This is a genomic window from Pseudoalteromonas sp. B160 (assembly GCF_037162485.1).
Lineage (GTDB): Bacteria > Pseudomonadota > Gammaproteobacteria > Enterobacterales > Alteromonadaceae > Pseudoalteromonas > Pseudoalteromonas rhizosphaerae.
Map to the genome: position 1 here is coordinate 269085 of NZ_JARLUX010000002.1, position 21897 is coordinate 290981.

At 38.8% G+C, this 21897-nt stretch carries 18 protein-coding genes and 2 pseudogenes; 10 read left to right on the plus strand and 10 right to left on the minus strand.

Going from position 1 to position 21897, the window contains the following annotated elements; translation table 11 throughout:
* Positions 1 to 33 precede the first annotated feature (33 nt).
* Together P4S61_RS19875 and P4S61_RS19880 are read right to left on the minus strand one after the other, a co-directional pair.
* The gene (locus P4S61_RS19875; protein WP_145234376.1) at positions 34 to 300 is read right to left on the minus strand and encodes a VF530 family DNA-binding protein; all 267 of its coding nucleotides are present in this window, start codon (positions 298 to 300) and stop codon (positions 34 to 36) included.
* A 65-nt stretch (positions 301 to 365) separates the two neighbouring features.
* Complete coding sequence (locus tag P4S61_RS19880) at positions 366 to 668, minus strand: DUF1496 domain-containing protein (RefSeq protein WP_182730768.1); 303 nt, start codon at positions 666 to 668, stop codon at positions 366 to 368.
* Between the two features lie 181 nt (positions 669 to 849).
* Here P4S61_RS19880 and P4S61_RS19885 point away from each other — a divergent pair, with 181 nt between their 5' ends.
* Positions 850 to 1083: a TIGR02647 family protein gene (locus P4S61_RS19885; RefSeq protein ID WP_145234371.1), complete on the plus strand. Its 234-nt coding sequence runs from the start codon at positions 850 to 852 to the stop codon at positions 1081 to 1083.
* Between the two features lie 6 nt (positions 1084 to 1089).
* On the opposite strand, the gene maiA is transcribed toward P4S61_RS19885, so the two are convergent.
* Positions 1090 to 1719: a maleylacetoacetate isomerase gene (maiA, locus tag P4S61_RS19890; RefSeq protein ID WP_182717586.1), complete on the minus strand. Its 630-nt coding sequence runs from the start codon at positions 1717 to 1719 to the stop codon at positions 1090 to 1092.
* 7 nt (positions 1720 to 1726) lie between these two features.
* On the minus strand, positions 1727 to 3028 hold the full coding sequence (gene hmgA, locus P4S61_RS19895) for a homogentisate 1,2-dioxygenase (protein WP_337119048.1): 1302 nt from the start codon (positions 3026 to 3028) through the stop codon (positions 1727 to 1729).
* A gap of 129 nt (positions 3029 to 3157) precedes the next feature.
* Here hmgA and P4S61_RS19900 point away from each other — a divergent pair, with 129 nt between their 5' ends.
* A complete protein-coding gene (locus tag P4S61_RS19900) occupies positions 3158 to 3589 on the plus strand; it encodes a MarR family winged helix-turn-helix transcriptional regulator (RefSeq protein WP_149979983.1) in 432 nt (143 codons plus the stop codon).
* Positions 3590 to 3652: 63 nt separating this feature from the next.
* On the opposite strand, the gene P4S61_RS19905 is transcribed toward P4S61_RS19900, so the two are convergent.
* From P4S61_RS19905 to P4S61_RS19915, 3 genes and pseudogenes are all read right to left on the minus strand, one after another.
* On the minus strand, positions 3653 to 6730 hold the full coding sequence (locus P4S61_RS19905) for a carboxypeptidase regulatory-like domain-containing protein (RefSeq protein WP_182757446.1): 3078 nt from the start codon (positions 6728 to 6730) through the stop codon (positions 3653 to 3655).
* Between the two features lie 274 nt (positions 6731 to 7004).
* Positions 7005 to 10181: a TonB-dependent receptor gene (locus P4S61_RS19910; protein ID WP_337119049.1), complete on the minus strand. Its 3177-nt coding sequence runs from the start codon at positions 10179 to 10181 to the stop codon at positions 7005 to 7007.
* A gap of 31 nt (positions 10182 to 10212) precedes the next feature.
* Positions 10213 to 11075, minus strand: a pseudogene (locus P4S61_RS19915) (S1/P1 nuclease).
* A 221-nt stretch (positions 11076 to 11296) separates the two neighbouring features.
* Here P4S61_RS19915 and P4S61_RS19920 point away from each other — a divergent pair.
* Together P4S61_RS19920 and P4S61_RS19925 are read left to right on the plus strand one after the other, a co-directional pair.
* Positions 11297 to 12191 (plus strand): annotated as a pseudogene (locus tag P4S61_RS19920) (hypothetical protein).
* Complete coding sequence (locus P4S61_RS19925; protein ID WP_182730841.1) at positions 12184 to 13131, plus strand: hypothetical protein; 948 nt, start codon at positions 12184 to 12186, stop codon at positions 13129 to 13131. The pseudogene P4S61_RS19920 and the gene P4S61_RS19925 overlap by 8 nt, the downstream one beginning before the upstream one ends.
* Before the next feature lie 78 nt (positions 13132 to 13209).
* Here the strand turns inward: P4S61_RS19925 and ushA are convergent, their stop codons facing one another.
* Together ushA and P4S61_RS19935 are read right to left on the minus strand one after the other, a co-directional pair.
* The gene (gene ushA / locus P4S61_RS19930; protein WP_182733985.1) at positions 13210 to 14844 is read right to left on the minus strand and encodes a bifunctional UDP-sugar hydrolase/5'-nucleotidase UshA; all 1635 of its coding nucleotides are present in this window, start codon (positions 14842 to 14844) and stop codon (positions 13210 to 13212) included.
* A 77-nt stretch (positions 14845 to 14921) separates the two neighbouring features.
* Positions 14922 to 15119: a hypothetical protein gene (locus tag P4S61_RS19935; protein ID WP_145234351.1), complete on the minus strand. Its 198-nt coding sequence runs from the start codon at positions 15117 to 15119 to the stop codon at positions 14922 to 14924.
* Between the two features lie 263 nt (positions 15120 to 15382).
* Here P4S61_RS19935 and P4S61_RS19940 point away from each other — a divergent pair, with 263 nt between their 5' ends.
* Positions 15383 to 16126 (plus strand): peptidylprolyl isomerase, encoded by a 744-nt coding sequence (locus P4S61_RS19940; protein WP_337119050.1) that lies wholly within the window; start codon positions 15383 to 15385, stop codon positions 16124 to 16126.
* 50 nt (positions 16127 to 16176) lie between these two features.
* Here P4S61_RS19940 and P4S61_RS19945 read toward each other — a convergent pair whose 3' ends face one another.
* Positions 16177 to 16596, minus strand: a complete 420-nt coding sequence (locus tag P4S61_RS19945) for an MAPEG family protein (protein ID WP_149979989.1) — start codon at positions 16594 to 16596, stop codon at positions 16177 to 16179.
* Between the two features lie 154 nt (positions 16597 to 16750).
* On the opposite strand from P4S61_RS19945, the gene P4S61_RS19950 reads away from it, so the two are divergent.
* From P4S61_RS19950 to P4S61_RS19970, 5 genes are all read left to right on the plus strand, one after another.
* Positions 16751 to 19630, plus strand: a complete 2880-nt coding sequence (locus P4S61_RS19950) for an insulinase family protein (protein WP_337119051.1) — start codon at positions 16751 to 16753, stop codon at positions 19628 to 19630.
* Between the two features lie 131 nt (positions 19631 to 19761).
* On the plus strand, positions 19762 to 20280 hold the full coding sequence (locus P4S61_RS19955) for an RNA polymerase sigma factor (protein ID WP_182733989.1): 519 nt from the start codon (positions 19762 to 19764) through the stop codon (positions 20278 to 20280).
* A gap of 12 nt (positions 20281 to 20292) precedes the next feature.
* Positions 20293 to 20682, plus strand: a complete 390-nt coding sequence (locus P4S61_RS19960) for a DUF6768 family protein (protein ID WP_337119052.1) — start codon at positions 20293 to 20295, stop codon at positions 20680 to 20682.
* A 30-nt stretch (positions 20683 to 20712) separates the two neighbouring features.
* Positions 20713 to 21306, plus strand: coding sequence for a DUF1287 domain-containing protein (locus tag P4S61_RS19965; RefSeq protein ID WP_337119053.1), 594 nt, complete (start codon positions 20713 to 20715; stop codon positions 21304 to 21306).
* Between the two features lie 150 nt (positions 21307 to 21456).
* The gene (locus P4S61_RS19970; RefSeq protein ID WP_182777452.1) at positions 21457 to 21861 is read left to right on the plus strand and encodes a DUF1801 domain-containing protein; all 405 of its coding nucleotides are present in this window, start codon (positions 21457 to 21459) and stop codon (positions 21859 to 21861) included.
* The last annotated feature ends 36 nt before the right edge of the window (positions 21862 to 21897 follow it).

Consider the following 21897-nt stretch of genomic DNA (forward strand, 5'->3'; position numbering starts at 1 on the left):
TTGCGCGTTATAAGCTATAACGCGCAATGGCTGTTACTTCTTTTTAATACTAGGCCACACAAAGCCACTGTTTTGCGGTTGTGCATCGACACAGTTATCGAGGTATAACTGCTCGACCTTGGTACGAGCCCAAGGTGTTTTACGTAAAAATTTTAGGCTCGATTTTACACTTGGGTCTGATTTAAAACAGCGAATATCAACATGCTCACCCATCGCTTTCCAGCCAAGTGTTTGCTCGAGTTTTACTACTATTTGTTCGAGTGTAATGCCATGTAACGGGTTGTTTGCTTGCTGATTCATAATTCACTATTGCTTGATAAAAGTCGCTGCTATTGTAACGTAACTGTGCGTTGATACCAATTCTATTAATTAACGCGAATTGTTTTAGGAGCGGTTGGGTAAATAATTTCATTTTGCTCGTTGAGCATTAACCAATTTAACGCGCTATTATTGTGATGAGGGTTTTTTGCTGCACAAATCACCCGCACATTAGCCATTATAATAATCGCACCTTCGCTGTAGCGTTGATCTTCAAACCAACAGAGTTGTTGCTCGCTAACTATATTTTTTGCGTCAAGAAACAAGGCTGGTTTTTGATTATTACTGAAACTATTAGCCGAGTAAATTACACTGATAAAACAGATGCCTATAATCGTTATAATTCGCATATTTAGCCTTTGCATTAAAAAATAACTACACTAAGCTTATACCTAAGTTATCCCAAAATACTAGTTTCAGTTGCAATTAAATGCGTTTAAACCAGCCCACTTAGGGTTTTAGGGTGACTTGGCCATAAAATGTGTTAGGGTAAAATCCACAAAAATAATTTTCTAAAGACAAGGTGAGCACATGCAATTTAAACAAACGATGATTGACGAATTTACACTGTTAGCAAAATTTCCATTAACCAGTAAAATGCAAGGTATTAAGTTACATAGTGATGCTGATGAAAGCTTATTAAGCGCAGCACAACGATTGTTTGATAAAGGTATTATAGATAGCCCAGATGGCGGTTACTTAACCGATCTGGGCTTAGATCTGATAGAGCACGTAACCGTGCTACACAGTGCGTTGGGTAATTAAAAAATATCAGGCTGCATCCGGTTGGTTTTGTGGTGCAGCATCAATAAATGCATCAAGCTTGTTACAACGTTCATAAATGGCTGCTATTTTCGGATACGCAGTCATATCAACGTTAAAACGATAAGCATTAAATACTTGCGGCACTAAACACACATCAGCAAGGCTAGGTTTATCACCCACACAATATTCATTTGTATGATCAAGTAGCTGTTCAATTTTTTCAAAACCAACCTCTACCCAATGACGATACCAGGTATTTTTGATTGCATCGTCAGCACCAAGTTCACCGCTTAAATATTTCAGTACCCGTAGGTTATCAATAGGATGAATATCGCAGGCAATGGCATAACATAAATTACGGATCTGGGCTTTTTGCCAGGCATCACCAAATAATAGTGGTGTGTCGGGGTGTGTTTCTTCAAGGTATTCTAAAATTGCCATCGATTGTGCGAGTACACCGTCATTGGTTTCCAGCGCAGGTAATAACCCTTGCGGGTTTTTATCTAGGTATTCAGGTGCTTGTTGCTCAGATTTTAGTAAGTTAACAGTTACTAACTCATGCTGAATATTTTTTAAATTAAGCGCAATACGCACGCGATATGCGGCAGATGAACGAAAATATGTATAAAGTTTCATGGTTCAATTATCCTTGTGGGCCATTGTAGTGTTTTTTAATAGTACGCCAGCAGTCAGTGTAGTTAGGTTGGCGCTCTTTGCCTTCTAATGCGTATTTTGTTGGTGAAATAACGTAACGTGATTCAAACATAAACGCGAGGGTATTTTCGTAGCGTTGCGGTTCAAGCTCTGCGTTAGAGGCCTTTTCAAATACATCAGCTTCTGGGCCATGCGGTGACATACAATTATGTAAACTCATGCCTCCTGGTACAAAACCGTGCTCTTTGGCGTCGTACACGCCTTCAATTAAGCCCATAAATTCACTCATAATATTGCGGTGATAATAGGGTGGGCGAAAAGTGTTCTCTGCCACCATCCAGCGTGGAGGAAAAATTGCAAAATCAATATTAGCAACGCCTTCTGTGCCTGATGGGGATGTCAGTACTGTGAAAATAGACGGATCCGGATGATCAAAGCTCACTGTATTCATTACATTAAAACGTGCTAAATCATATTTATAGGGTGCACTATTGCCCGTCCAGGCTACAACATCTAAAGGGGAGTGGCCTATATCACAGCGGAACATATTACCGTTGAACTTAGCAACCAACTCAAACTCACCTTCTTTATCTTCAAAGGCAGCAACAGGGTATTGAAAATCACGGTCGTTAGCGTAGCCGTTGGCTCCCACTGGGCCGCGCTCAGCTAACACATAAGCATGACCATAATTTTCACAGATATAACCACGAGCAGTATCACAGAGCAAAATGACTTGGAATTTAATGCCACGCGGGATCACTGCGATTTCACCCGCTTTAATCGTTAAATTACCACATTCTGTTTTCAGCAGTAACTGACCTTGCTGCGGCACAAATAACATTTCGCCGTCGGCATTATAAAAATAACGATCAGTCATTGATTTATTCGCTACATAAACATGGATGCCAATTCCTGTTTGGCCATTGGCGCTGCCGTTTGCAGCCATAGTGATCAAACCATCAATGAAATCGGTTGGCGTGGTTGGAATATCAATTGGATCCCAACGAAGCATAGTAGGTGGAGTCGGGACTTCGGTAATTGGGGCGGTGCGAATTAAACCGTTATCAATTGCGCTGTAATCACCTTGGACAACCGATGGGCGAATACGGTACATCCAAGTGCGGCGGTTATCAGCACGCGGCGCGGTAAATGCGGTGGTACTAAATTGTTCAGCGTATAAATCGTATTTTACTTTTTGCGGGCTAAACTGCCCAATAGGCAATGCGCCAGGCAGAGCTTCGGTTTCAAACTCATTGCCAAATCCTGTCATATATTTTAATTCGCTGGTCATCACTCGACTCCTTTATGTTTTACTGTAAGATACTCTCAAGTGAGACTAAATTCAAACATCGTGCTTTTTGTCACTGTACATATTTATGGACACTTAAACATGATTGTAAATTAAGAGGACATAGCCGTTATGGCACTCGATTTAGAGACATTTTTACCTTATCGTCTGGCTAACTTAGCCAGTAAAATGAGTGAACAGTTTGCACCCGTGTATCAACAGCAAAGTGATTTAAGCATTCCTCAGTGGCGTATTTTGTTTAATTTAGCCCAGTTTGGACAAAGCAACGCGAAAGCATTGTGCGAGCAAGCAGCAATGGATAAATCCACGGTATCGCGGGCAATTAAGGCATTGATAGATAAACACTATGTAGTGAGTTTAATCGATCCAGCAGATAAACGCGCCAGCTTGTTAGCGTTGAGTGAGCAAGGGTTGGGCTTGTATCAGCAATTAGCCCCAGCTGCTTTAGCGTGGGAGAAGAATCTGTTGGATGTTTTAACTCAAGCCGAGTATCAAACCTTGCTTAGTTGTTTAGATAAGTTAACTAGTAAATTAGATGAATAAAACAAAAAGCCCATCAAAAGATGGGCTTTAAAATTAATTTAATTTGTAAGTTACTTTAGCAAATTAGAATGTGTATTTAACACCTACACGCATTTCCCAAAGTGACGGCTTAGTTTCTACACTTGCACCTGCTGGATCATTAAAGCTGGTGTAAACGTATTGACCATTAACAATTTCAGTCGTTACAGCGTTTTGTAATGCGCTGCCGCTTTTCAGCACGCCCCAATCGTCATTTAGCATGTTACCGATGTTTTTGATAACAAAGTATGCTGAGCCTTTTTGATCATCAGTAAAGCCCATAAATTCTTGCTCAACTTTGAAATCGAACGTAACCCACCAATCACCATCAATGCTGTTACGGTTATTGATTTTACCGCGAGTTAGGCCTTCGCTTTCAACCCACTCATTAAAGGCTGCTTGATCAAAATCTGCACCATAAACAACTTGGCTGTCGTCAAGTGTTGGTACATACAATAATTGACGAGCAGCATCGTTGTATCCCATACCACCTGATCTTGAGTCAAATCCATATGAGTAAGGTGTTGTTTGTTGTGCTTGACCAAATAGGTTGAACTTAGTCTCGTAACCATCAAATAACTCATGGCTATACGCTAAACTCATCGTAAAGCGGTGCGGAATTTCATAGTTAGATGTTGCCACACCTGGGTTTTCAGAATCAGACACCGCAACGTAATGATAGTTAGAAAATGCTACAGAGCTAGTCATCGGGTTAACATCTTTAGACACTGTATATGCATAAGAAATAGCAAAATCGATGCCATTATCAAATGACTTGTTCATTGCAAGAGACAGAATATGCGAGTAAGCATCATCGCCTTTAACATTGGTTAACAAGAAGTCTGAACCACCATTGTAAATTGGGCGACCATCTGGCGCTACACCAGTTTTTTCATATGCTAAGTTTTTAACAATGGCTGAATCTTGCTTATCGGTATAAAGGTAGTCAACATTAAACACATAATCGCTTTCAGTGATATAAGTACCACCTAGTGAGAATTTCCATTCTGATGGAATTTCAAAGTTAGGATCCGTCACATTTACATCAGCATCAGCACCACCTTGGCCTACTTTATCATATAAGCCTTGTGGAATATCGTAACCAGGTTGACCTGCGCCATTGAATGCTATTGCATCAGGACCAAGGATTTGGATATTTCTTTGATTAACTTGAACATTACGAACACCATCGTTTGAATAGCTGTTAGAAATCCATACGTTAGGGTTACCACCTGAATATAAGCCAATACCGCCGCGCAATTCTAACTGATCATTATATATCCAGTTAACACCTAAGCGTGGTTGAAGTAAGTCAACCCCATCAAGATTTTGGCTATTTGAATAGCCATAACGTTCTTCAAAGTTAGCATTATAAGTTGGTGTATCATCACTGGTATACCAGTCATAACGAAGACCTGCAGTAAATGTTACATCATAATCAATAAGTGCAAACTTATCTTGGAAATACACTGTATTCAGTGCATATTTGAATTCACCCGCGGCATCATCAGGATTTTGGCTTGAAGCGTTACCATAGTAAATTCTGTCTACAAAGCCGCTTTCAAACTCTTCAATAGAACCAAAACGGTATTCACCTTCATTATGCTGTACAAATAAGTTGAAAACATCAAGCTCTTCACGCTCATAGCCAAATGATAGCTCATGGTCTTCAAGGTAATATGTACCACCTAATTTAAGTGATAAATTATCATACTTAAGTTTGTTCGCTTGGCGAGAGTCATCAGGACCCATGTAAATATCAATATCACCAGTATCGATTCTAAACTCACCAAAACCAGATGCTGCATCAAGTGAATTTTGACGATTATCAAGTTTTGAGTAACCTACGCGAACTTCAGTTGAAAAGTTATCAGTCCAATCTGAATATACTGATGCTACGTAAGATTGTAGCTCAGCACCACGCTCATAAAAATGATTAGATAAAGCGATTTCGCTAGAATCTGCGTCTGACTGGGCTAGGCTGAAGCCGTCGTTATAGTTATAAACAAAGCTTGCACGGTGAGCTTCGTTAATATTCCAATCTAGCTTAACTAAGATTTTTTCATCTTCAACTGGCATGCTAGGTACCATAGTACCTGGGTCATAATTATATTTATCGATAGCAATTTGGGTAACGCGATCAATAGTTGCTTGATCAATTCGACCGTTAGCAAATGGCGTATAATTAAAAATTTGTGCGCCTTCAAGCTTCTCATAAGAAGTGAATAAGAATAGCTTATCTTCAATAAGAGGAAGGCCTACGTTAAAGCCGTAACGTTTTTCTGAGTAATCACCAAGCTCTTGTTTCTCGCCTTCAATTGAGTCACCTGACATTGAGTCATTGGTATAATCATAGAAGAAACCACCAGTGATTTCGTTGGTACCTGACTTTGTTACGGCGTTAATGTTACATGAAGTAAAACCACCATATTGAACATCAAATGGTGCAAGTTCTACTGCAACTTGTGCAATTGAATCAAACGAGAAAGGCATTCTTTCAGTAGGGTAACCACTTGAGTTTAAGCCAAAGTTATCGTTCATACGAACGCCGTCAACAGTTAAGCTGTTAAAACGTGGGTTACCGCCGCCACAATTGATAGCACCAGCGTTTGTTTCATCGATATAGATACGTGGATCAGCGCGAATAATATCTTTTAAGTCACGGTTAATAGCTGGTTTGTTTTCTAAATCATCTAAAGTGAAATAAGCAGCTGGACCTGTGCTGCCTGATTGAGCGCTAATTGGCGCGCCACTAACAACGATTTGTTCCATTTGTTGCGAGCGAAGTGCAACAGTTACTGGGTAAGTTTGACCAAGTGTTAAATAAACATCATCAAGTTGAGTATCTTCATATTTATCAGAATCAACAATGATTTTATATGGGCCGCCTACGCGTAAACCTTTTGTAGAGAAGTTACCTTGTTCATTTACTGTTGTTGTTTTTGTTGAACCAGAAGGTAAGTGGATAATAGTAATTTGAGTACCAGTGGCTGGGTTGCCATTTGGACCTGTGATTTGGCCTTTTACAGATGATGCAGTTTCATTTGCAAACGCTGCGCCACTTACGCCAACACAAGCTGCGATAGCAAGTGAAAGTGCTGTTTTGCGTAGTTGAATTTTCATTATTAATTTCCCGTGTAAGGTGTAATATTTTTAGTTTTGGTATTAATTTGCTCGGATTTTCCAAGCAGCTAAATTGTACCCTATTATTTCATTACAAATAAGTTACATTGCACATAAATTTGTAATAAAAGTAGTTTAGAACAAAACTGCGGTTTTTCGAGCAATTTAGTACCCATGAGTCAATCTACTCATTAAATATGACAAAAGTATGAAACCCAGTGCTTTATGCATAAAAAAACCCGCTAAAAGCGGGTTTTACATAGAGTTTTAAAAATTAGAACTTGTAGCTGATACCAATCTTAGCTTGCCATGTTGATGAGCTCGTTATTTGGCTATAGTTTCTTACATCAGCGCCACCGAAGCTATTATCAATAATATAGCGTCCTTGGTCATCAAGACCACCAAAATCATAAATTGATTGGTCTGAATAGCCTAAGCGCTTTTCTATACCCCAATCGCTATTAAGTAGGTTAGCGAAATTATCAATCATTAGGTATAGCTCGCCACTATGGCCGTTAGCAAAGCCAGGAATTTCTTGTTTAATGCTGATGTCCATGGTGGTAACCCAAGGCTGCGTTCCAGTATTTTTACCGATAATGCCGCCGCGTTGAGAGATACCTGCGCGATCTAAACGCTCTGCTAATTGTGCCCAATTCATTTCAGAATCAGCCCAATTGACATTCGCATCATCAGCACCCGTTGGAATATAGGCCAAATAAGCACTGTTGCTAAATAAAGAACTTGTGTCGCCTAAGTGAGCATCTTTATACATATTCATTGTATAACTAAATGGACGACCAGAACGGCGTTCAAAATACATATTAAATTTAGTCGCATAACCGGCAATAAACTCAGCATTGTAGCCTAAGTTAATTTTGAAACTGTGCTCAACTTCATAAAAGCCACGTGCTGCCACATCTTGATTACGATTAGCCGTAATATTATGCTTATAGTTACCTTCAACTTGCGACGCTGATCCAACAGAAGACTCAGTAACATCTTGATGAGCATAACTTGCAGAAACAAATAAACCGTTATCCCATTCTTTAGCAATACCAGTAGAGATAATGATAGAGCGACCATCGTCGGTTGAATTAGTCATTGCAATATCAACATTATCTTTCAATGCACCACTGTAGATGGTTTCATTAATTACACGCTCTCCGTCAGCAGCTAAACCGATAGGACGGATAGAGGTATTATGCCATACAGCTTCATTTTCTTTTTTGTGGTAAGCAATTTCGGCCTGCCATTTAAAGCCATTTCCTAATAGTTCAGAATCAAACTCATATTCAAAGCCAACTTGGGCACGAATACTTGAAGGTAGCTTGAAGTCAGGATCAATGTAAGCGGTGCTCCCAGCGCCTTTCTCTAACGAATTTTTAATAACATCAGGGACCTGAGTGATATCTGCTGGGTTATTTTGGTAGTAGTCGTTTATTACACTATTTGGTGCAGAAACGAGGGTAATACCATCTTTTTGAAATGAGTTGTTATACCAGACATTTGGAATGCCACCTTGGAAACGACCAATTCCACCGTTGATAGTTAATGCTTCAGTTGCATAATACTTAAAGCCAACTCGAGGTAGAATAATATCTAAACCATCTAGGTTTTCTTGATTACTATAACCATAGGTGTTTAGAAAGCTTTCATTAAGAGTTGGTTTATCATCAGATGATAAGCGCTCATAGCGAAGGCCCGCTGTCACTTCTAGGTCATCATTTAAATAAAAGGTATCTTCAATATATAAAGCTAATTGACTACGAGTTACATCATAGGCGGTATCTGCTGAATTATTAGTGTACGCATTTTGATAAGAGAAATCATAAGCACCTACTTCGCGGTTTGCAAAACTTTCTAGGCTATCAAACTTCCATGTACCTAATGAGTTCTCAGCAAAGAGGTTATATAAACGAAGTGATTCATATTGAGCACCAAAGTTTATCTCGTGCTCGTCCATTAGATAAGTTGCATCAAGTGTCAGGGTTAAGTTTTCAGTTTCAGATCTGTTGGCATGACGATATTGGTCAGTACCAAAGCTATAAGATGGACCATTTCGACCATCTTCATTTACTGAAATACTGCCTAAATTTGAGCGAGTAACACTGTCAGAGGTTACATCTTTATAGGCAATACCAATTTCTGTTGAAAAGTCTTCAGTCCAATCAGAGTAAAGCTTAGTAGCAAAGTTATTAAATTTAGTTGCATAAGCATATGTATTTGACTTCAATACAATATTATTACCACCTTTACTAAAGTTACGCTCATCTTGATCATCTTGCCATTGATACGTGAAATCTAGGCGATGCTCATCACTGGCATTCCAACTAAGCTTAACCAATAAATTTTTATTGGTGTCTTCAAGAGCCCCTGCTAATGAGTCTGTTAAACCATATTCGTCATTTAAAATAGCAATAAAGCGATTAAAGTTTTCTTCCGAGGTATTGAATTCATTCGCTGCACCTGAATCTTCAAAGCCATAATCTAAATCCTGTTCACTTGACCACTGTGCGTAGTTTACAAAGTAAAATAGTTCATCTTTAATAACTGCGCCACCGACATTAAAACCAAAACGTTGTTCAGTTTGAATCGGTTTTACTTTATTCGTTGAATAAGTTTTATAACCGGCTTTATCAGTATCTTCTTCGTTAATTGTTTGAACATCGCCGGCCATATCCGGTGTAGATGTTTCATAGAAACCTGAAAATTTGAATTCATTAGTACCAGACTTTGTTACGGCGTTTATTGTACCGCCGCCAAAGTTACCTTTAGAAGCTGAAAAAGGCGATACGTCAACTGAAACTTGCTCTATTGCGTCAAGTGAAACAGGAGGTTGAGACGTCGGGTAGCCACCAAAATTTAAACCAAAGTCATCGTTTTGACCGATACCATCAACAGTTAGACCGTTAGTACGAGGGTTGCTCCCCGCAAAAGTTAACTCGCCATTACCATTGATACTTGCTAAAGGATTTAGACGGGCAATATCTTTAATGTCACGGTTAAAGCTTGGCATGTTACTGATTGTATCTTCGCCAAAGGTACTGCTTGAACCACCAGATTGCTGAATAATTTTATAGCCTGATACTTCAATTTTTTCGATGTTAGCTGCTTGAAGCTGAGAATTAAGACGATATGTATCGCCCAGTTCTAAATATATATTTTCAAGCATGGTATCGGTAAATTGGTCTGAATCAATAAACACAGTGTAAGGGCCGCCAACACGTAAACCATTGGCAATAAAGGTACCGCTTTCATTGGTTGTTAATTCGCTTACAGTGCCAGTTGGTTGGTGAATAACTTTAATTTTCACATTTGCAGCTGCAGTGCCAGAAGGTGTAGTAATTTTACCACGCATAGCGGATGAGGTATCTGCTGCCATTACGCTTGTAGAAACACCTAAGGCTAGGATCACAGCCCCAGTTAATTTCGAAAGGCGAAGCTTATTCATTTTGTTGATTCCCGTGGAAAGTTAAGGTTTATTACTTGTTTGTGTTAGCTGACATCTTAAGTGCCTTTGCTAACGGTTTTGCTGAACTATCAAATAACGTATTTAATAATCCTGCTAATCGAATACCGGCTTGTTGTAAGCGAGTTTTAATAATCGGTGTATTTTCGTAAATGTAGCTAAAGCCAATCTCGTCATTATTTAGCTTGTATAGTTTGTCAGCTAAATTGTGTGACTCTGTTACCCATTGCTCTGGTGAACTGGCTAGGTACTCGGTAATTATTTCTGCATTATCAGTATCAATAAACTGCGCGAATTCAGTGAATGATAGGTTCTCATTTTCGATTAATTTAGTGTCCCACAATGAGTGCAGGTTGGTTGGCTGGCCAAAAAAGGTAACGTTAACACGGTTACCACCTCTGTCTTCTGCACGTCCGGCATGAAACGGCTGATGGCTATCGCCAACTAAATGAACAAGAAAGCGTAAGCTAAAACGTTTGGCATCTATTGAGCTGTTTTTGTTTTGTAGTGTATCGATGGCAAAATACATCCCTTCAAGAATGTTGCTTACATTATCTTTATTTAAGTTTTCATCGTGGTTGTGAGTAAATGTAGATGAGTTGCTTGGCGCGTTAATGTAATGCCAACGAGAAGATTTTTTTGCCAAAAAGGACTCGGATCAGAGCGCATTTCATCAGCCCAAGTAGCAATTTGCGCTAGGCTTTGCCCTTCTAAAAGTGCTTTAAGCTCTGCTTTAGTTGCGTCTGTTATGTGATTTTCGGCAATTTTACCGACTATTCTGTGGCCATTTTGTCCCCAAGCCAATACATTTTGTGATGATAAAAGTACTGCGCCGACTAAAAGATAACTAAATCCATGTGTAATTTTGCGTAACATTTGTGTTTTCCTCAATGATCTTATTTGGCAAGAGCGGCCTCTTCTATGGCGCGAATTGTCCTGATTTTGAGATAAATAGGAAGGACTCAAAGAAATTCATAATTTCCCATTGATAGTTCTTTTAATTCATAAGCTTAACTGTTTTGGGTAAAATTACTTGTTGTAATAAGTAATTTAAATTGGTCAAATAGGAGGATGAATCGTTTTGGATTGTTGAACTTTTGAAAATTAAACAGCTGCTTTTGCAACACAGCTTCTTTGTTACTGTTTTGTTACTGTTTTTTTTGTTGGTTTGGCTCAGTGGCCAGCTGAGTGTGGTTACATCAACGGGTACCTTGAAGCCTTTAATTGAAACATCTAGTCGTTGTCAGACGAGGGCAACAGAAAACCAATCGCAATTAATTGTCTATGCCTCGTCGCAAAAGGTCGCTCGTTCTTTAATACAAAACCTGTGTGAAGATCCCGTTGTAGCAAAACAATATGGCGAAGTGATCGCTTTATGGGGTTACCGTACTGCCGATAGCATTGAGTTCATTGGTAAAGGTATTGCTGATTTAATTTTAGCAAAAAACAACATTATGTCAGCCTTCAAAGCTGAATCGACCTATAACTACCAGCCTGTGGTTGGCTTTCCAAGTTATACTGCGTTTTTATTTCAGCTAAAGAAAAGCCAAAAATTAACAAGCAATACTTTTTGGGAAACGGATTGGCTTACTTGATTATCCTACAAGCCGATCGGGGCATATACTACCTAAACAAAAGTTTAAAGATTTAGGGATCAACCTTGAAAATTTAAAAATTACTTACGCCAGTTCACATAATGAGCTTAGGGAGTTATTAGCCAATGGACAGGTTGATTTAATAGCCTCTTTTTGGAAGGAAGCAGATCAGGCGCATTTTTCTAAAAATTATATAACTCCAATCAGCGATAATGTAATAGGCACACGTTGGTACTTTAAAATGCAGCATGAGAACACTGATTTGCTGTGCGCTATCCAATCTCAATTAATCCAATTATCTAAGCAGCAAGTGTCGACTTATTTTAATCATGTTGAACCATACTGGCATTGTTCAGCGGGTAAAGCTGAATTCTTAGGAGAGCAACGTGATGAATAATAAGCGCTTGTTTGGCGTGACACTGCTTATTTTTAGTGCGGCGCTATTGACGTTTAAACTCTCTAGTTATCTGCAACAGGCGCAACATAACGATTTAATAATGGCTGATATTGAAAACCGAATTGCACTAGATTTACCTCGGTTAGACTTATCAAATCGTTTTTTGAAACACTCGGGTAATCATGATGCTATTGTTGGTTATCTACAACGTTTGAATATGCAATTGATACAACAGCCCATTCAAGTTAATACCATCAATGATGTCTCACTGGCATTAACAAATAATGGCCGCGAAAGTCGGATAGAGTATCTTGAAACAAGTGATCAAAAAGTTGCGATTACATTTTTAATTGAGACGCGCTGGTGGCATACAAGCGATATTTATACCTTTATTGTATTGTTATTATTGGCTTTTTTATTTTCTAAGTGGGCTGAACTTATTAACCGAACATCGCTGAAACACTTAGCATTAAAAGAACAAGTAGAGCAACTTCCACTGATTAATGTACAAGTGAAACTAGTGATTGATTTGCAAGATAAGGTTTTGGCTATTAATGATAACGCTGAGATAAAAGCTGGCTTAGCTAACAAACCACTGTGTTTTTACTTGGCTTTAATCGAGTTTTGCGTTGAGAATCCGGACGTGACACTTAATCAAAACAAAGATGTGCCGGATGAGTTAATTGAACTTGCTAATAAGTATTTTTACCGATTAACACAACTTGGCCATACTATTCGTAAACGGCCTAATTTTACTAACAGTCTAGAAAAAACCTTGAGTGAAATTAGGGCTGCATTGGATGAGGTACTTATTGAACACTCACAGCTGAAGGAAATATATTACCCTCCTAAGGCACATGGTGAAGGCTCTCGGTCACGGTTACATAGTTATGGTTTATCGAATATCAAAGCAGATGATATAGAGGTGATAGGCAAATAACCTTAACCTGGTTAGTGAGTTAGTTCAGAATAAAAACCTCACACTGCTAATACTTAAACTGTGTGAGGTAAGCTCTGATTATTTAGGAGCAAATTCAATGGCTTTGACTGGACTATTTTCAATAAAGAAGCGTTTTAATGCCTGTGCATCTGTTTCGTCAGTGCTGACAAATCCTTTATGATTTATCAGTATCGGGTAGCCGTCACCGCCAGATGCATTGTAGCTATTAATGCTCATGCGATAGGTTTTGTTTTTATCCAAAGCTTTGCCGTTGATCATCACTTTAGTCAGCGCATTATCGTTACGCTCGAAGCTTAATTTGTGGTATTGCAAATAAGCACCAGAATCCGGTGGGAAACTAGTTACAGTCTCAAGGTAATCCCAAAGCTCTTGGCCTTGCCAATCAATATACGCGATGCGATTTTTAAAAGGGTGTACTTTTAAAATATCTTTATAACTAACTGCACCTGCAGCAATACTATCACGTACGCCACCGCCACTGATGATACCAAAATCGGCGCCAACAACATTCATTTGTGCTTGCACAATAACGCGCGATAAGTTGGTTTGTTGATAACGAACTTTATTGCGATCGCCCTCAAGCTTTGCATCAACATAACCAATTTCACCTTCAATTTGTTTTGCACCTTTGGCTTGGTAATCAGCTAAAAATGTTTTTAAGGCAGCGTCTGGTTTGATGTATTCGTTGGCAAGCTCAGGCTTAATTGAACCATCAGCTTGCGTTTTATCAACGTATAAGTTAACTGGCAATAATTTATAATCTAATAAGGTTAATACGCCGTTTTCTTGTTTAAACTCGGCTTTGCCGACATATTTACCCCATTCATGAGCTTGCATTATCCACGTACCATTTTGTTGGTCTGGTTTACATGTCATACCAGGTTTAAAGTTATCGTCATTTTTATTTTCGCTTGCCATGCACACAGGTTCTTGTGAGTGACCGCCGATGATCATATCAAGGGTATGAGCCGGTAAAGAGCGGGCAAGGGTAACATCGCCAGGTGCATTTATGCCATAATTCGCATCAACATAATGACCCATATGAGTTACTGCAATCGTGATATCCGGTTGATATTGTGCTTTGATTTTCTCAGCTAAAGCTTGGGTTACTGCAACGGGCTCTTGAAATTCAAGGCCGCCGATATACTGCGGGTTGCCTATTTTAGCGGTATCTGTGGTTGTCAAACCAATAACGGCGATTTTCAGCCCCTGTTTGTTAAAAATCTTATAGGATTCGAAGGCATTTTTACCGGTTTTTTTATCAATTATATTAGCCGAAAGAAGCGGGAAATTTGCCCACTGCTGCTGTTGTTTTAAAACACTCAGTGGATTATCAAATTCATGATTACCAATCGCCATCGCATCGTAACCAATTAATGACATTCCTTTAAAATCAGGCTCTGCAAATTGCAGGTCTGATTCTGGAATGCCTGTATTTATATCACCACCAGATAGAAGTAGCACTGCGTGACCTTGTTGCTGCGCATCAGCACGTAACTGGTCGATTAAGGTTTTACGTGCAGCCATACCGTATTCACCTTTTTCGTTATGCCAAAAGCGGCCATGATTATCATTGGTATGTAAAATGGTGAGATAGTGAATATCTGCTGTGTCAGCTTGTTGAACGGAGGTTTGATGATTACTACATGCAGTAATGCTTAGTAATAGGAAAAATGAAAGTAATATGCGCATAATATGACCCGTGTTGTCAGTGTTGTGCTATTTATTAAGCGCATAGTTTAAACTAGTTTTATTGCAAAATAACGTAATTATTCTATTTTAATGTCATCTTGGAAATTTAACTTTCCAGTTGCCGCTAATTGACGTCGCTGTAACTCTTGTTCTGCTAATGCTGATTTTTCATGGTTATTACCCACCATCCAGTTTAAAAAGCTTGCCGGTAACTTAGTGTACGCCTCTCCTTGGTGTAAGCCAAAATCACAGATGTGTTGCTCTTCATACGACATAGTTGTTAATCCTGTTGTGTGTGTTTTATTGTTATAAATAATACTAACAAAATAAACTCGGCTATTAAGACGATTTCGTTTTAAACAAAATTTATTTATAACGTGAGTGAATAACAAGATAATGTAATTACATGTAATTTAAATGTAATCAATTCGGTTTGATTTGTTTAAAGGTACGTTTTGCTATCGTAATCTCCACAAGAGTTCTTTATTATTTGCATTAAATTCACATAACCACAACATTCTTCAGGATAGATATAATAATGAAAAAACTATTACTGTGCGGTTTGTTAACCGCAACCTCATTTGCAAGCCATGCCACTGTAGTTGAAATGCAAACTTCACAAGGCGCTATTAAGGTCGATTTGTTTGATCAACAGACTCCGAAAACGGTCGAGAACTTTTTAAGTTATATACAAAGTGATGCGTACAACCAAACCGTGATCCACCGTTCAATCAAGGACTTTATTATTCAAGGCGGAGGCTTTACTTTTACCGATGATTTTAAAGCGATCACAACGTCACCAGCTGTTGTGAATGAGCCAGAACTATCGAATGTAAAAGGCACGATTGCCATGGCAAAAGTCGGCGGTGATAAAAATAGCGCCACCAGTCAATGGTTTTTTAATCTCAAAGATAATAGTGCAAATTTAGATAAGCAAAATGGCGGTTTTACCGTATTTGGTCAGATTACAGCAGATAGTTATGCAGTGCTTGATAAGATCTCTGCTTTAGTGCATTGCGGTGAAATACCGGTAGTTAATCTCACTAAAGACCAATGTGCAAGTGCAGATACTACGCTGACTATTGCTAATTTAGTGTCGATCAATAGTGTTGTGGTACTGGATAATGATCCAAATTCGTCAGTAAATTTATCTCCAAAAGAAAATACGCTAATTGACGATCCAACTCCAACTCAGCCTGATGATGGGGATAGCTCAAGTGGTAGTATGAGCTGGTTACTACCATTATTATTGCTTGGCTTTAAACGCCGGAGCGCAGCTTAAAGGTATATACTTGCTATCGGGTTATGTGTCCCGATAGCAAACGTAACGCTTTAGAGTGCAAATACCCGCATTACTAATAACACCCACATAGTTAAAACCAGTAAACAGCCAAGCAAAAAGCTATAATAGCGAGGTTTTACGCTATTGCTGCCTAAATGAATAATACTGTGAATGACGCGCGAAATCACAAAACCCCAGGCTAAAGTAATAAATACATAACCCGCTGCATTGAGCTGTAAAGCAGCTAAACAGGCTACAAAAAATAGCACTGGTATTTCAAACTGATTAATAAAGTTTCTACCGGCAATATGTACATCATCACCCGCATTATTTAATTGCATAGTGGCAAAATCTTGCATAGTAATCGTTTTGTTACGCGCTGCACTAAAACGGCGGCGGCCCATGACTACCATTACCGTAAAAGTGAGTAGTACCTGAGAAAACATCGCGAGTAATACATATTTTTCCATTAAGAGTCTCATTTGATAAATAACCTAGCTTTAAGCCTAGCAGTTTGTCTTTATAATTCACAATGTGTTACAAAGTATTTAGAAAAATGATTGCAAGGGTTTTGAATTTTACCGATCATTCAAACAACAAATAAGTATGGATCACATTCTCAATATGAAAAAAATAATTACTTTAAGCGCTATTGCTTTAGCAGTATTAAGTGGCTGCGGCACTACCACCACAGCGGTACAGCAGCAAACGTCATTACTTTCAGATACGCTGGTAATAAGTCCCAACGATACTCGTCAATATAAAACCCTTAAACTTGCGAATGAGATTGAAGTAATTTTAGTGTCGGATCCAACTGCTGAAAAATCAGCCGCATCATTGAGTGTGGGTGTTGGTTTATTACATGATCCAATCAGCCAGCAGGGAATGGCGCATTATTTAGAGCACATGCTATTTTTAGGCACAGATCGTTACCCAGATACCAAGGGTTACTCTGATTTTATGACTAAAAACGGCGGCGCCCACAATGCTTATACATGGTTAGATATTACTAATTACATGTTTGAAGTAAATAACGATGCTTACGATGAAGCATTGGATCGTTTTGCTGACTTTTTTAAATCCCCTAAGCTTTACCCAGAATACACCGATAAAGAAAAAAACGCAGTAAACGCCGAATGGTCAATGCGTCGCGAGATGGATTTTTTTGGTCAGTTTAAGCTTGCCCGACAAATGATGGGCGATCATCCAGCTAATCGTTTTTTAATCGGTAATCTTGAAACATTAGGTGATAAAGACGGTAGCTCTCTACATAAAGAAACCGTTGATTTTTATAATAAATACTACTCTTCTAACATTATGAAAGTAGCAATGATTTCAAATCTACCACTTGCGGAAATGGAAGCGAAAGCACAAAAATACTTCGCTGATATTGAAGATAAAAAGATCGACAAACCAACTGTTACCACAAAGCTAGATTTTGATAACGTAGGTGGAAAACGCGTTCACTACGCGCCGAATGAAGACGTAAAAGAGTTACAACTAGATTTTACTATTACCGATAACAGCAATGAGTTTGCCGTTAAACCTAACCGTTTTGTAGCATACTTATTAAGCAATGAAATGCAAGGTAGCCCGGCGCAAATTTTGCGTGATAAAGGCTGGGTTTCACAACTTTCAGCCGGGGCAGCACCAACCCAATATGGTAATTACGGTGCGCTGACGGTTAATGTGCAATTAACAGACGAAGGCATGAAAAACCGTGAAACGATCGTTGCAACAATAATGCAATATATTGATTTGATCAAAAAAGAAGGTGTAGATAGTAAATACTTTAATGAAATTCGCACTTCACTTAATAATGAATTTCAATTTTTAGAAAAAGGCGATGAATTTGGCTATGTCAGTAATTTAACTGGTAGCATGCAAGATTATCCACTAAACCACGTTATTAATGCGCCTTTTTATTATGCTAAGTTTGATGCAGCTGCGATCAACAACGTACTTGCGCAACTCAATGCTGATACTCTACGTATTTGGTATACCTCACAGCAAGAAGAAACCGATTCACAATTGCATTTTTACGATGGTAAATACCGCATTGAAGATATCAGTGATGCTGAAATTGCCAGCTGGAGTAAGCCTAGTCAGTTTACCTTAGCATTACCCACGGTAAACCGTTTATTACCAGAGAGTTTTGCGATTAAAACAGCACAATTTGCAGAGCAAAAACACCCTAAGCTGGTATATGATAAAAATGGCGTAAAAGTATGGCGTCAAGCGAGTCAAAACTTTGCCGAGCAACCGAAAGGTTTGGTCGAAGTTTACTTAAATACCCCAGATGCTTTGACGGATATCAAAGCTAAAGTACTTTATTCAGTATGGTCTGACTTATTTAACTTACAACAAAGCAAGCTAAGTACCGAAGCTGCCGTGGCAGGTATGAGTGTTGGCCTTGAAGCAAGTAACGGACTTATCCTTTCAATGAGTGGTTTTACCGATAAACAAAATGTTTTACTCGCGCAAGCACTGACAAATATTGATGTGCAAGTAACTGAGCAAGGTTTTGCTCAAGCGCTTGATCGTTACCAACGTGATTTATTAAACGCCCAAAAACAATTCCCTTATTATCAAGCGTTTGGTGAGTATTCTAAATTAATACGAACTGGCAGCTTTGACACCGATGCACTGATCAATACGGCAAAAGCATTAACCATTGCAGATTTTGAGCAGCTTAAACAGCATACCTTTGCTAATAACGAAATGCGGGTGTTCACTTATGGTAATTATAACCAATCAGATGTTGAAGCGATAGCTAAAGAGTTAACGGCAGTTTTACCAGCGGCGCATAAAAGCACTGAATTTGCGCGCAGTAAAGCGTGGTTACCGCAACCAGGTGAAACGATTGTATTGCAAAAAGATATTGATGTGGCTGATGTTGCTATTATTGATATGACCGTACACCCGATTGCAGGCTATAAGCAAAAAGCGCAAGCGCAAGTCTTACAAGGTCACTTTAGTACCGTCGCGTTTGACAAGTTACGTACTGAAGAGCAATTAGCATACGCGGTTGGTGGCTTAGCACGGCCAATTGAAGATTACTCAGCGATTGGCTTGTTTATTCAAACCCCAGTAAAAGATGTAAAAACCATGCAAGCGCGTTTTGAAGAGTTCAAAATGCAATATGCAGTAGAGCTTGATAACATGAGCGAAGAAACGTTTGCTCAACTTAAAAATGCCGTATTAGTGTCGCTTAAACAGCAGCCTAAAAATCTTAGCGATGAAATGGGCCCACTTATTGGCGATTGGTATCGTGAAAACTTTGATTTTGATTCAAAGGATAAGTTAATCGCTGAAGTTGAAAAAGTCACGCTTGCAGATATTAAAGACTACTACCAGCAAACTATGTTAAACCCACAAGCTGCGCGTTTAAACGTACAGCTTCGTGGTAGCAAATTTGCCGACAAACCGTTTGCAGATTTACCAAAACAAACATTGGTAACAGACTTACAAGCACACTTTAATGGCATTAAATTGCAAAAGTAATTTAGCACATTGAAGCGTTGAAAAAGATCAAAGCCCAAGCGATTTGCTTGGGTTTTTTTATGAAAAAATAAAAATACAGCGAACCTTTTACATTGCTAAACCGTCTTGTAGAAAAGATATTAAGGAGAGGCATGAATTCGACGCAAATAACGCTTGCTGTAATTAGCGCACAGCAAGGGGATGAGGCAGCTTTTAACTCATTATGTACTTATTTGTATAATCCTAGTTTTCTATTTGCGATGAAACTTTGTAAACAGAAAGACTTAGCAAAGGATATAACGCAAGAAGCGTGGACTGTGGTAGCAAAAGACATTCGTAAATTAAAAGAACCAAGCGTGTTTAAAGCGTGGCTATTTAGAGTGGTATACCACAAGTTTGTTGATGTCACCCGTAAAGATAAGTACATAGAAAGTTTTCAGCCGGATAAGCATGAACAATCAATAGATACTACACATTTTAATGAGCAATCTATTGATTTAGCAAAATTAATAAATAACCTGCCAGATAGTGAGAGGCTCAGTGTTTATTTGTTTTATTTAGAGCAAATGTCAATTAGCGACATTGCTTTAATAACAAATGTTGCTGTTGGCACAGTTAAGTCACGTTTACACCGAGCGAGAGCACAGCTGGTAAAATGGTTGAGTGAATAATTGGAGAGAGTGATGAATTTAGATGAGAAAATAAAAGAGAGCTTACAGGCTGAACAACACAATTTGGAGTCTGTTTTAGAGACTGATTCTGGTTTATTCAAACAGTTTACACGTATATATCGCGGAAAAATGCGCAGTTGGACAGTTTTAGGTACGATGTTGGCTTTTATACTCACGGCAATTTTTATACTATCAGTCTATCAATATTTTAATGCTGAGCAGATAGCACAGCAACTGTTTTGGGCTGTGTGTTTTGTAAGTAGTCTAATGATGCAAATTGCCGTTAAACTCTGGCTGTTTATGGAGATGAATAGGCAATCTATTATTAAAGAAATTAAGCGAAGTGAATTTGAAATAAGGCTGATGTTCAGTGAACACTCAATTTCAAAGATTAAAAACTAAGTTTTAATCTGAACGTTAAAAGGAAGTTTCATGAAATACATAACTTGGTCTTTGTTGTTATTGTATTCAGTATGTAGCTACAGCAGCAACTCATTTGCTGATGATTTTGTAAACGCTGCAAATGATAGAACAACACAAAGCGTGCGCTATGACGGCGCTTATCAACGCATTGCCTATCCAAATGGCGATGTACCTGCCAATATTGGAGTATGCACAGATGTGATTATTCGCAGCTACCGAGCACTGGGTATCGATTTACAAAAGTTAGTTCATGAAGATATGCGCGATAATTTTTCAGTCTATCCATCAACAAGAATATGGGGGCTTACTAAACCCGATAGTAATATTGATCATCGTCGCGTGCCTAATTTACAGGCTTTTTTTAAACGCCACGGTACAGTACTGCCCATAACTAATAATGCTCAGACCTATAAAGCAGGCGATATTGTCACGTGGATGCTGCCGGGCAATTTGCCGCATATCGGTATCGTGGTAGATACATACACTGCAGATAACAAAACCCCATTGATAGTGCATAACATAGGCGCAGGGCCGCAACTTGAGGATGTACTGTTTCGTTATAAGATCACCGGCCATTATCGGTATGAGCCAGCCGTTAATTGATTGCGGGTATCTGGAAACATTCAGAAAAGCCAGCATGGTTTGCTAAAAAACCGAAGTGGCAGGGCAAAATTTACTCAGCACAGATAAACAAAGTAAAAATACTTGAGTTAACGAAATAGCCTAATTTTACGACTCTTTAAGGAGCGTTAAATGCATCAGAGTGTTAAACAAAAATTTACGATGTACCCTGAAAATATCGCGGTTGTATTACATGAGATCAGAAGTCTGATTTTGCAGGTAGCTGTGCAGGATGGTATCACTGAACTTGAAGAAACACTCAAGTGGGGAGAGCCGAGTTATATTTCAAAAATAGGCACTACCATTCGTTTTGATCACAAACCAAAATCAGCTGAGCAATTTTGTATTTACTTTAACTGTAAAACTAAACTTATTGAAACCTTCAAAGAGCTTTATGGTGATACGTTTAGCTATGAAGGTAACCGTGCTTTGGTGTTTAAGCTTAATCAAACCGTGCCAGCTAAAGAGCTAGCCCATTGTATATCGTTGGCTTTGCGCTATAAAAAAATAAAGCACCTGCCATTGCTAGGTGCTTAAATTTAAGAAGTTATTGTCCGGCAGAAAGAGCAACAG

Coding starts and splice junctions, on each gene's coding strand:
- P4S61_RS19885 (WP_145234371.1), top strand. CDS start 850: ATGCAATTTAAACAAACGATGATTGACGAATTTACACTGTTAGCAAAA.
- P4S61_RS19970 (WP_182777452.1), top strand. CDS start 21,457: ATGCATCAGAGTGTTAAACAAAAATTTACGATGTACCCTGAAAATATC.
- hmgA (WP_337119048.1), bottom strand. CDS start 3,028: ATGACCAGCGAATTAAAATATATGACAGGATTTGGCAATGAGTTTGAA.
- P4S61_RS19935 (WP_145234351.1), bottom strand. CDS start 15,119: ATGTCGTATGAAGAGCAACACATCTGTGATTTTGGCTTACACCAAGGA.
- P4S61_RS19880 (WP_182730768.1), bottom strand. CDS start 668: ATGCGAATTATAACGATTATAGGCATCTGTTTTATCAGTGTAATTTAC.
- P4S61_RS19955 (WP_182733989.1), top strand. CDS start 19,762: ATGAATTCGACGCAAATAACGCTTGCTGTAATTAGCGCACAGCAAGGG.
- maiA (WP_182717586.1), bottom strand. CDS start 1,719: ATGAAACTTTATACATATTTTCGTTCATCTGCCGCATATCGCGTGCGT.
- P4S61_RS19925 (WP_182730841.1), top strand. CDS start 12,184: ATGAATAATAAGCGCTTGTTTGGCGTGACACTGCTTATTTTTAGTGCG.
- P4S61_RS19960 (WP_337119052.1), top strand. CDS start 20,293: ATGAATTTAGATGAGAAAATAAAAGAGAGCTTACAGGCTGAACAACAC.
- P4S61_RS19875 (WP_145234376.1), bottom strand. CDS start 300: ATGAATCAGCAAGCAAACAACCCGTTACATGGCATTACACTCGAACAA.
- P4S61_RS19945 (WP_149979989.1), bottom strand. CDS start 16,596: ATGGAAAAATATGTATTACTCGCGATGTTTTCTCAGGTACTACTCACT.
- ushA (WP_182733985.1), bottom strand. CDS start 14,844: ATGCGCATATTACTTTCATTTTTCCTATTACTAAGCATTACTGCATGT.
- P4S61_RS19965 (WP_337119053.1), top strand. CDS start 20,713: ATGAAATACATAACTTGGTCTTTGTTGTTATTGTATTCAGTATGTAGC.
- P4S61_RS19905 (WP_182757446.1), bottom strand. CDS start 6,730: ATGAAAATTCAACTACGCAAAACAGCACTTTCACTTGCTATCGCAGCT.
- P4S61_RS19940 (WP_337119050.1), top strand. CDS start 15,383: ATGAAAAAACTATTACTGTGCGGTTTGTTAACCGCAACCTCATTTGCA.
- P4S61_RS19910 (WP_337119049.1), bottom strand. CDS start 10,181: ATGAATAAGCTTCGCCTTTCGAAATTAACTGGGGCTGTGATCCTAGCC.
- P4S61_RS19900 (WP_149979983.1), top strand. CDS start 3,158: ATGGCACTCGATTTAGAGACATTTTTACCTTATCGTCTGGCTAACTTA.
- P4S61_RS19950 (WP_337119051.1), top strand. CDS start 16,751: ATGAAAAAAATAATTACTTTAAGCGCTATTGCTTTAGCAGTATTAAGT.